Origin of the sequence: Microcoleus sp. S13_C3, assembly GCF_036700905.1 — a bacterium.
Classification (GTDB): Bacteria; Cyanobacteriota; Cyanobacteriia; order Cyanobacteriales; family Microcoleaceae; genus Microcoleus.
The window spans coordinates 43,628-54,203 of sequence record NZ_JAUBPT010000021.1 but is presented as its reverse complement, the minus strand read 5'-3'; the positions used below and the strand labels follow the sequence as shown (position 1 = coordinate 54,203).

General features: G+C 43.1%; 6 protein-coding genes. 4 read left to right on the top strand and 2 right to left on the bottom strand.

The window, feature by feature from the left end; genetic code table 11:
* Positions 1-513: 513 nt before the first annotated feature.
* From QUA16_RS08745 to QUA16_RS08730, 4 genes are all read left to right on the top strand, one after another.
* Complete coding sequence (locus tag QUA16_RS08745; protein ID WP_333102875.1) at positions 514-1,536, top strand: PRC-barrel domain-containing protein; 1,023 nt, start codon at positions 514-516, stop codon at positions 1,534-1,536.
* 914 nt (positions 1,537-2,450) lie between these two features.
* Positions 2,451-3,473: an SGNH/GDSL hydrolase family protein gene (locus QUA16_RS08740; RefSeq protein ID WP_333102874.1), complete on the top strand. Its 1,023-nt coding sequence runs from the start codon at positions 2,451-2,453 to the stop codon at positions 3,471-3,473.
* Between the two features lie 150 nt (positions 3,474-3,623).
* Entirely contained in the window at positions 3,624-5,786 is a 2,163-nt protein-coding gene (locus QUA16_RS08735; RefSeq protein WP_333102873.1) for a hypothetical protein, read from the top strand.
* Between the two features lie 12 nt (positions 5,787-5,798).
* Positions 5,799-7,631 carry a DUF6798 domain-containing protein gene (locus QUA16_RS08730; RefSeq protein ID WP_333102872.1) on the top strand — a complete coding sequence of 611 codons (1,833 nt, stop codon included), beginning with the start codon at positions 5,799-5,801 and terminating at the stop codon, positions 7,629-7,631.
* 93 nt (positions 7,632-7,724) lie between these two features.
* On the opposite strand, the gene QUA16_RS08725 is transcribed toward QUA16_RS08730, so the two are convergent.
* Positions 7,725-8,699, bottom strand: a complete 975-nt coding sequence (locus QUA16_RS08725; protein WP_333102871.1) for a glycosyltransferase family 2 protein — start codon at positions 8,697-8,699, stop codon at positions 7,725-7,727.
* Between the two features lie 92 nt (positions 8,700-8,791).
* Positions 8,792-10,549, bottom strand: a complete 1,758-nt coding sequence (locus QUA16_RS08720) for a hypothetical protein (RefSeq protein WP_333102870.1) — start codon at positions 10,547-10,549, stop codon at positions 8,792-8,794.
* Between the last annotated feature and the right edge of the window lie 27 nt (positions 10,550-10,576).

The window sequence follows — 10,576 nt, the reverse complement described above, 5'->3', positions numbered from 1 at the left end:
TCTGTGGAGTAAATCTAAAATCTAAAATCTAAAATCTAAAATCGACTGACTGAAGTTGTAGTCCCGGAGTGTCTGTTAACGCTCGTGTTGAGTGATATATGTACTTATTGACACTCCTCGACCTGAAGGTACGAGGATTCTTGGCTCACCGAGACCACTTAAACTAGATTCCTTGAAGTCTCTAGCCCAGAGGTGGGACTCTCCCCAAGCGTTAATTCGGGTATGCCCTACCCTATTTGCTTTTAGGCAAGTCCTGTTTCAGTTTGAAGCAAATTCGCTTCACATGCTGTTTGTCTAGCTCCTCTGAATCTTTTACCTACTGCGAGGTGGAGTCTAGAAAAATGCAGTAGAACCGCTTAGATTCAATTTTCAAGGTTCAGCGCTTTGTCTTTTGACAGCTAGGTTTTTAGAGTGGTTGATTACCTTTCCACTACTACAAGCATACAGCAAAGCCGTGCTAGAAGCACGGGGGTTTTAGGCCCATTTTTATGATAAATAAGGATTAAAGTTAGAATGACATCAGAACAAATCTGCCAACGCTCCGACCTTCTCGGCACTCAAGTCATCACTCGCGACAGAGGTAAACGCTTGGGGGTGGTTAGTCAATTGTGGGTGGACATCGATCGGCGGGAAGTTGTGGCGATCGGTCTGCGTGATAATATATTCGCGGTCGCTGGAATGCCGAGGTTTATGTTCCTCAGCAATGTCAGCGAAATCGGCGACGTGCTGTTGGTGGAAGATGAGAGCGCGATCGAAGATGATGTTGATGTTGAAGTCTACAGCATTTTGATTAACAGCGAAGTTATTACCGAAACCGGCGAACTTTTAGGTAGGGTGCGGGGCTTTAGGTTCGATCCCGAAGACGGTAAGTTAGTTTCTATAATTATCGCTTCCCTGGGAATACCCCAAATCCCCGACCAAGTTCTGAGCACTTACGAGTTGGGGATTGAAGAAATTGTCAGCAGTGGCCCGAATCGCTTGATTGTGTTTGAAGGTTCCGAGGAAAGGCTCAGGCAGCTTAGTGTGGGTTTGCTGGAGCGCGTTGGTTTGGGCCAAGCACCTTGGGAACGGGAAGAGGACGAGGCCGGTTATTATCCGAAACCCGTGGCTACGGGAAATCAATTGGGCCCGGGCGTGCGGATACCTGCACCGGAAATGCGGAGCCGGGTAGCTGCGCCTGCGGTGGAGGAAGTTCCTTGGGATGAGGATTTAGAGTGGAATCGGCCTGCGGTGCGCCAGCCGATGCGCGCGGTGCAGGTACAGCAGCCGCCCATCGACGATTACGAGGATTACGAAGAGGATAATTGGGGCGGCGAGGAGGACGATTACGAGGAGGATGAGTACGAGGAGAAGCCGCAGTACACTCGCGCGGAAATTTCTCGCCCGAAGCAGCCGGTGGTGCAGTACGAGTACGAGGATGATGTGGAGGCGGATGCTTGGGCTGACGATGAGGCACCGAAGCCTTACCAGGCTCCTCGGGTGAATATCCCTGAGAAGACTAAGACTCCTGAGTACGAGGAGGAGCCTGGTTATTAGGAATTAATCCCTCGGTTGGGCGGGGGCGGATTTACGAGATTGTTTGTTTTAGACATAGATAGTTGGTGAAATCCGCCCCTACAATTGCCTGTAGGGGCGGGTTTTACAAACAATATTTGAGGTTCACAAACAATTTAGATAAACCCGCCCCCACACAGCCAATAATCTAGATTAACCTGATGTTCGAGATCATCCAAAAAAAAGTAGATTCCGATTATTCGTTGGGCGGGGGCGGGTTTATTATATTGTTGGTCTTACGCCGATATGGTTGGTGAAACCCGCCCCTACAATTGCCTGTAGGGGCGGGTTTTACAAACAATATTTGAGGTTCACAAACAATTTAGATAAACCCGCCCCCACACAGCCAATAATCTAGATTAACCTGATGTTCGACATCATCCAAAAAAAAGTAGATTCCGATTATTCGTTGGGCGGGGGCGGGTTTATTATATTGTTGGTCTTACGCCGATATGGTTGGTGAAACCCGCCCCTACAATTGCCTGTAGGGGCGGGTTTTACAAACAATATTTGAGGTTCACAAACAATTTAGATAAACCCGCCCCCACACAGCCAATAATCTAGATTAACCTGATGTTCGAGATCATCCAAAAAAAAGTAGATTCCGATTATTCGTTGGGCGGGGGCGGGTTTATTATATTGTTGGTCTTACGCCGATATGGTTGGTGAAACCCGCCCCTACAATTGCCTGTAGGGGCGGGTTTTACAAACAATATTTGAGGTTCACAAACAATTTAGATAAACCCGCCCCCACACAACCGATAATCTAGATTAACCTGATGTTCGACATCATCCAAAAAAAAGTAGATTCCGATTATTCGTTGGGCGGGGGCGAGTTTATTATATTGTTGGTCTTACGCCGATATGGTTGGTGAAACCCGCCCCTACGATAAATTATGAAAAAAAAATTTATTAAAACCTCTATTTTCATATTAATAACATATATAATTTTTCCAATATTTCTCTCTACCACTACGGCTGAAATTGTCTTGCGAGTTGCGGGATACAAACCCTGGCAAATAGAAAATATTGATGTTGCGGTCGAACCAAAAGGTAACTTTTTCACTAAAGACTCGGAACTCGGCTACAAACATTTGCCGGGAAAATTCAAGGTGATACTTAACGGCAATTACTCATTTAATACAACTCATCTCAATAATAGTTTAAGAATCACACATCCCCTCACTACTTACAATTTATCCTCAAAAAAGCCGGAAATTTGGATATTTGGCTGTTCTTTTACCTACGGTTGGTCATTGAATGATAGCGAAACTTATGCTTGGTTGTTGCAAGAGAAATTACCCAAATATGAAATAGTGAATTTTGGCGTTAACGGCTACGGCACGCTGCACTCGTTGATTCAATTTAAAGAAGCACTCAAACAAGGAAATAAACCCAAAATTGCGGTGATTGCTTATGCGGGATTTCATGACCGTCGCAATACTTTGTTAAGGGCGAGAAGAAAGCAAATGGCTGCTTGGAATAAACTCGGTATTCTATTTCAGCCCGATGCGAGGCTGAATGGAGAAAATAGTTTTACCTACAGCATGGCAAAACTTGAATATCGCGAGTTCCCGCTGATGCGGGTTTCTGCATTCAGCCTTTTTTTGGAGGTTAATTACAATCAATTTGAAGAGGGCTTGTATAGAATCCGTGACCTTTCTAAGGCAATTATTCAAGAGTTTAACCGTGTGGCTGAGGCTAACAGTGTTAAGTTAGTTGTTGCGGGAATTAATGCGGGTTCTGCTAAGATGTTGGGGGAGTTAAGTCAGGAGGGAATTGCTACGGCGGATATTTCGGTTGATTTGAAAATACCTGCCAATAATAATTTACCTCATGACATTCATCCAAGCGCGATCGCGAATCGGCAATATGCAGAAAAGTTGGAGGATTTTTTGCAACGTACTGTTTTAAAGTAAGTTAACGAACCGCGAAGGCGCAAAGGGCGCGAAGGCAGAGATAAAGAGGAAGTTTAGGAGTTACTTAGGGTTGCTAGACTGATGGGATTATTTGATTTTGTTTCTTTTAAATTGCCTCGAAAATTTATAATTGATGGGTTTTTCCTGTTTTTGCTTGTTCTAGTCACAGTTGCAGTAACATCAATCTATGTATCTAGCGAACATACTTTTTATTGGTGGGATTACGCGGGATACAATACCGCTACAGTCAACACGGCAAATTTATTTCGAGACTCGCCAGATAAAGCATGGCGCGGAGTTATAGAATCGCTATCTAAGGAAAAAAACCTCTTAATCTCTTTGCCGTTAGTGCCGTTTATTCTCTTATTTGGCGAGTCTCGGGTGAGTTACATTCTCAGCGTATCCCTGATTTATGTGCTGCCGTTTCGCCTGTTGCTGGGGGCAATTTCTGCCAAGCTAATTCCAGTTTATCCCCGCCGGGTGTTTTGGTCAACGGTGCTGCTGAGTTTATTGATTCCGATGAGTTGGATACCGACTCTGCGGGGATATCTGGATACTGGTGGCTGTGTGTTTGTAGCCTTGGCAATTTTGGTTTATTTGCAGGATGTTAAGCTGAAATCTTGGTGGAAAATCCCATTAATTGGGTTTTTGCTGGCGGCGGCCATTCTGTTGCGCCGCCATTTTGCTTATAGTGCGATCGCATTTTTTGGTGCAGCGGCTTTACAGGCTTTCATCGAGTTTATTATACAGTATAGCAATCCCCAGGCAGTTATCAAAATGGTTCAGGCTTTTAGCCGGGACGGGCTAGAAACCCATCCCACAAGTCATTTAGGATTGCTATTTCAAAGTATTCAAAACAAAGGTTGGAAAAATTTGTTTAAATCCGCCATCAAATTGGGCTTGATAGCTGCAACTAGCTTGACTATTTTAATGTTGGTAGCGGGCGATTTTACTCGCAGTGCTCTGACGGTTGACTACCGCAATTTGTATTTCGCTTGGAGTTTGCCTGTAAATGATATTTTAACTCGTTATGCGGATTTTTACGGTTTGGGAACTTGGCTGCTGGTACTGATTGGTTTTTCGGCGGGAATTATCACCCGAATCCTGGTTCCGGCGGCGACTATTTTTGTTTCGTTGTTTGGGGTTTTGTCGCTGATTGAATGGCTGTTAGTTTTGCGTTACGGCTACTTGCACTATACAATTCATCTTACACCGATCGCACTTTTAGGACTATCCACATTTTTCTGGACAACTTGGCTGACACTCAAGGGAAAAATTCGGTATTTCATGCTGGGCGCGGCGGGTTTGTACCTGGTTGTAAATGCCGCAGTCGGGTTAATTCCTCTCAAAATTGATTTGCCAAGACTGTTTGTGGGTAATTTTCCGCCGTTAGTGCGATCGGACTACGACGAAGTTGTAAAATTAGTAGAGTTTCTGCGAAAATTAGCACCCAACGAAGAACCGATTTATATTGCCGGTGCTTCTAACAATTTCAATGCTAACATACTCAGACAAGCTAACCGCAAACTAAACCCGCCGGAGGGTTGGTGGAAGTTAAATACAATCGGGAGGCCGCAAATTGACTCGCGCGATACTTACCCGCTACCGGAGTTGTTGCAGTCACAATATGCGGTGGTTGCTGTACCTTTTCAGCAGGTGTTACCGACTGACGAACAAGTTTTGCGATCGCACGAACAAGATGTTGTTAAAGTTGTGTACGATGCCTTTACTCAAAACTGGGAAATTGCCCGCGATTTCCAATTGCTACCGGAACAGTTTAAGCTAGAAAACGGCGTGACACTCAGCGTTTACCGGAGGATGCGGCCGACTGATACAGCAACGGCAGTTAGGACTCTGGATGCAATGCAGCGGCAAATAGTCGATCGACCAGGCACGCAGTTAGATTGGATTAGTTTGCATCAATCAATCTACACAAGTGCCAATTATTCAGTCAGTCAAGAATCGGATAACCTATATAAAATTGTAACTCATCCAATTAAAAACAGCCAGAAACTCGATACATCTTTCCTGTATTTAGGTTCCATCTCAGACAAAGCGAAAGTTACCGGCCAACTCAATTTACCTAACAAACAATGTCCGGGAGTTGCCCTGCGCTTGACTTTGTGGGACAAGCAAGGTAAATTAGTAGACTCAGCAGAGATGGCTTATAGTCAAAAAAGTGCGATCGGCTTAAATCTATTAGTTGAGGGCAAACATCCCATTTATCTGCTGCTTGAGGTATTGAGTAGCAGCAAACAGGATTTATCAAACCAATGCCAACTAGAGATTAACAATTTGGCTGTCAGTAGGTAAGTTGAACCGTCAATGCAAAAACATCAAAAATCCCACTGGTATTTTAATCTATCTCTCTATACTTTTGTCATCATCGGCTCCCTGATGGCCACGGGCTATATTTTCCCCATTGGAGGCAATTTCCCCGAAGTGCCACCAATTCAATTTATGTTAAATCCTGAACTCTACAAAAATGATTATTACGTTCAGGAAATGGTTAAATTTAATCCGAGATATTACTATTATTATATCATTTATTTGCTCGCCAACTTAGGAACCAGCATTCCCCTAGCGCACTTTATTTATCAATTCCTAGCCTTTGGTTCATTTATCGTAGCTTGTTACGCAATTATCAATATCTATACTAATTCTAAACTGCCTGCTGCAGCGATGGCTTTTTTATGTATAGCCGCTTCATTTACAGATGTTGGTAACACGCTGATATTTTCCACCAAATCAGTACCCAGTACCTTCGCAATGGGTTTCGCAATCTGGGGAATTTACTTTAGTTTGCGCCAAAAATGGCTGACAGGATATTTCTTTTTTGGGCTGGGTTGTTTGCTGCAATTTTTAGTTGGCTTGTTGCCGGGATTGATGATGGTTCCCGTTTTGGTAATTCAATCTGTAAAACAGCGGAAGTTCAAAACATTGATTTTGGCGATCGCACTTTTAGCAGCAATGGCCAGTATCGTTTACGTACCGATGTTATTAACAGGTACTACCAGCACTCACACTATCGGCAACGCCGAGTTTGTCTACATTCACGCGAAAGTCCGCAACCCCCACCACATCCTGCCGTCAAATTGGAATTTTTGGAGTTGGTTTAACTTTATATGTTTCATAATTGGTGGCTTGCTGTGCATCAAAAATTCCGATTTATTGCCAAAAGAAGACAAACTTAACTTTTATGTAATTGTTGGCACATCAATTTTTGCACTGTTTCTAAATTACGTTTTTGTAGAATTTTACCCGCTGGCTTTTATCGCCAAACTACAGTTAGCTAGAACTGTACCTTTTGCTCAAATAATTATATTTATTGCTGTAGCTTTGACGGTAGAGCAACTTTACAGAGAAAAACAAATACCTGTTAGCTTGTTGCTGTTAGCTGTACTAACTTTGCCATTTAGGGGTGTCATTTTTTTAGGATTATCAGTTGGGCACACAAAAAATCATGTATTTTCCAAACGATATAATATATTGTTGTGGATTTTAGCAATAGTAACGGTAATTTTCAGCTTGATATATCCGGTGACTGATTCATGGGAAATAATGGGCGATCGAATAATTAGCATCCCAATCTTTTTCTCAATCCTCGCCTTCCCATTCATTTTAGAAAAAACATCCCTAGCTACATCTATCAAACAAACTCTAACTCACACATTAGCCTTAATAACTACCGCCACCTTAGTTTTGGGAATAGCAGGAATTCTCCCCAAACCTATATTAAATGTATTTCAAACAAGAGTTAATATCAATACCGTTCCCAGAGACGACTTAAGCAAATTAGCGGTGCGATTTTCGCAAATTAGCAGCCGCGATTCACTCGTATTAATTCCACCTTCAGTTACCAGCTTCCAGTTTTTCTCCGAAAGAGCGATTGTCGTCAACTTCAAGAACTTTCCCTTTACCGAAAAAGGCATCAAAGAATGGCAAAATCGCATGGAAACCGTTTTAGGAGTCCCCTTAAACCCGCAAATGATTTGGGGAGGAAATGACTTTTTCATCCGCCGCAGCAGTGCGGATTTAGTCAAAGTAGCCAAAAACTATCATGCCGATTATATCCTGACTCGCAGCGATTGGCATCCAAATATTGACGGAGAAATAGTAGATCGAGAAGGCAAATGGATACTGTTTAAAATTAGATAATACTCTTCTTCAAAACATGAGATATTTATTCAGTCTGCGAAGGCAGACTTTGTTTGTATAGAAGCGGTTTCAACCGCCGAATCAGATATGTGGTTAAACATCAAAACCCGAATCATCAATAATTTCGCTAATTTGCTTATCCACATAATCAGCATCCACATTCCGCGCCATCAACTCAGCCAAAATCCCCAAAGAAATCAACTGCACCGACAGAATTGTACACAAAATCCCAAAAAATAACAAAGGTCGATTCCCGATCGGCCCAAAATTCATCCCCGCCAAGTTCAGAAACCAAATAACTATCAAATAACTCAGCGAAACAGTTCCAACCAAGCCAAAACACAATCCCAAACCCCCAAACAAATGACCCGGTTTGTGCAAATACTGCGTCGTGGCTAACACCGTCAACAAATCAATAAATCCCCGCGCATAACGTTCCCAGCCGTAATTTGATTTTCCGTGCTTTCGCGGATGATGTTCCACAACTACTTCGCCAATTTTAAACCCTAAATTGTTTGCTAAAGCTGGAATGTAGCGGTGCAATTCTCCGTACAATTTAATCGACTGCAAAACTTCCCTACGATACGCTTTAAAACCGCAATTCATATCGTGCATTTGCACCCCAGTCAGCAAACACGCAACGGCATTAAACAGCTTGGAAGGTAAAGTTTTAGAAAGCGGGTCGTTCCGTTGTTTTCGCCAACCGGAAACTAAATCAAATCCCGATTCTAAATGATGTAAGAATTTGGGAATTTCAGCGGGGTCATCCTGAAGGTCAGCATCGAGAGTAAAGATAATTATCCCTGCTGCATTGCGAAATCCTGCTGAAAGCGCGGCGGATTTGCCAAAGTTGCGGCGCATTTTAATCGCTTTAATTAGTTTGGGATGTTTGTTGGCTAAATCGGTGATTTCTTGCCAGGAATAATCGCGGCTACCGTCATCTATGAAAATGACTTCGTAACTGTCAATTGCTGTTTGGAACATGACAATTTGGATTTTGTCAAACAGCAATTTTATGGTGGCTTCTTCGTTGTGAACTGGGATTACGAAGCTGAGATGTTTTGGCATAGGGCTATTCTATTTCATTTGTGTTGTCAATGAGATTTTTTTATTAACCGCAGAGGGCGCAGAGGGCGCAGAGGAGGAGAAAGAGAGGTTTTTTAGTTTTTATTGATAACTTGGGAGTTTCGCAAGGCTATCCAACCTTTGCGGTTTTTAAAGGAGGCATAGGCTGTCAATAATTTATCTGTTGGTGATGTTTGAATGTATCCTCTCCAAGCTGCGAATTCGTAGGAAGGGCCAAATAATTTAACTAAATCTGGCCGTGGAAATCCTGACATGGCGAAACCTCGAACGACATTTTCTTGGTTGAGAATGGCAATACATTTTACATTGTTTTCGGGGTCTCCTACCCAGCCAATTACTCTGGAGGCGGCGGGTGCAAGTTTAGTTACTGTATCAAAATATCCGGGTACTCCGTCTTTGGGCGCTGACAGTAAATTTGGGTCTATTTTTGTGTCTAATGCTGCACAAAAATTGTGTTTTTTGATGTCTCGGTTAAATGGCACTAAGTTGTTAGTTTTTAAGGCGTCGATTAAGCCGACAAAAGCGGCGGGTTTGTTGCCTACGCGGTCTTTAATTAGCGTTACGTCGGTGATGCCTAATTGCAGTGATAATGCTACTAACGGTTGATAGGTTGCTCTGCGGGCGATCGCCATTGCAGTTTCGCCTCCCACCCCGTACATTAAAATAATCGCGACTGTGGCGACTGCAAACAGCGGTGTCAGCCAACGCCCTTGGATTCTTGGTGTTGGCTGCAACTCGCGCACCCACAATACTGTCAGCACAATTGTGCTCATCCAAAACAAAGCTGGGAGTGTGGCGTAGCGGGAAGCGGTGGCTTGTTCGACGCCAAATCCCGATCGACTAACCGCAGCCATTAACGCCGTTTGCAGCGTGTAAAGTTGGATTGATAGCCAAGGCAGCCAATCCGGGCGAGCGACCTTTTTTACAAATAGCCAATAACCCACAAAACCCGTCGCTGCAATCAAACCAATTATACCAATAATTGAAGCAACAATTATATTTTCGCTAAAAATACCGCCGAGATAAGTGGGAATATATTCGAGAGTTTTGAGCGGGTTAATTTTCGTTAAAGAAGGGTGATGAGATGGAGTTTTATAAGTTAAAAAATAAATACCAATCACCGCAATCGAAGCAATGAAATACAAATAAGTTATTCGCAGAGGAAACCGCAGCACAACAGCAGCAGCACACAATATCGGCCACAAAGCTAAAGGAGTGCTGTAACTAATACAGCCTAAAACGCCAAAAATAATGCTGCAAATTACCCAACCATTCCGTAGGGGCGGTGTCCCCGTGCCCGCCCCCGGTGTACCCAAAAAAGTCGCATAGGATTGCAAACAAAATATCGAACAAATCACAAATAAATTAGCAATTATCCAGTGAACGCCGCTGAATCCCCGCATCCAATTGTGAGCCGCCGCCGGAGTAAAATTAAAAATAGAAATGCAAAGGACTAGCGAGATAAATTGCAGCGGAAAACGCCTCAAATTTAATGGAAGCAGAGCAATTAATACGTGGCACTGAATCCAAGCCAAGAACCAGGCAACTAAACACAAACCAATATTTGAACCTTGGGTGACAGCTATATTCAAGCCATAAATAATTGCCGGAATCAAGACAAAATGCTCGTTCGCCCGAAATATCCAATTAAAAAGATTTGTGGAAAAACCGTCTACTGAATAAAAATTCCATGTCATCCACCAATAATCAAAATTAGACAAGTCTCCCGCTTGCGATATCAAGTACAAAATATATGACGCTGGTATTAGAATTCCGAGAATTGATGCGGCAATTAAAATATATTGTTGCTTGACTTTCATGGATTCAGACATGGGGAGATTTTTATTAATTGGTAGGGG

Excerpts from the sequence above, each read along its gene's own strand:
- QUA16_RS08745 (WP_333102875.1), top strand. The coding sequence starts at position 514 with ATGACATCAGAACAAATCTGCCAACGCTCCGACCTTCTCGGCACTCAA.
- QUA16_RS08740 (WP_333102874.1), top strand. The coding sequence starts at position 2,451 with ATGAAAAAAAAATTTATTAAAACCTCTATTTTCATATTAATAACATAT.
- QUA16_RS08730 (WP_333102872.1), top strand. The coding sequence starts at position 5,799 with ATGCAAAAACATCAAAAATCCCACTGGTATTTTAATCTATCTCTCTAT.
- QUA16_RS08725 (WP_333102871.1), bottom strand. The coding sequence starts at position 8,699 with ATGCCAAAACATCTCAGCTTCGTAATCCCAGTTCACAACGAAGAAGCC.
- QUA16_RS08720 (WP_333102870.1), bottom strand. The coding sequence starts at position 10,549 with ATGTCTGAATCCATGAAAGTCAAGCAACAATATATTTTAATTGCCGCA.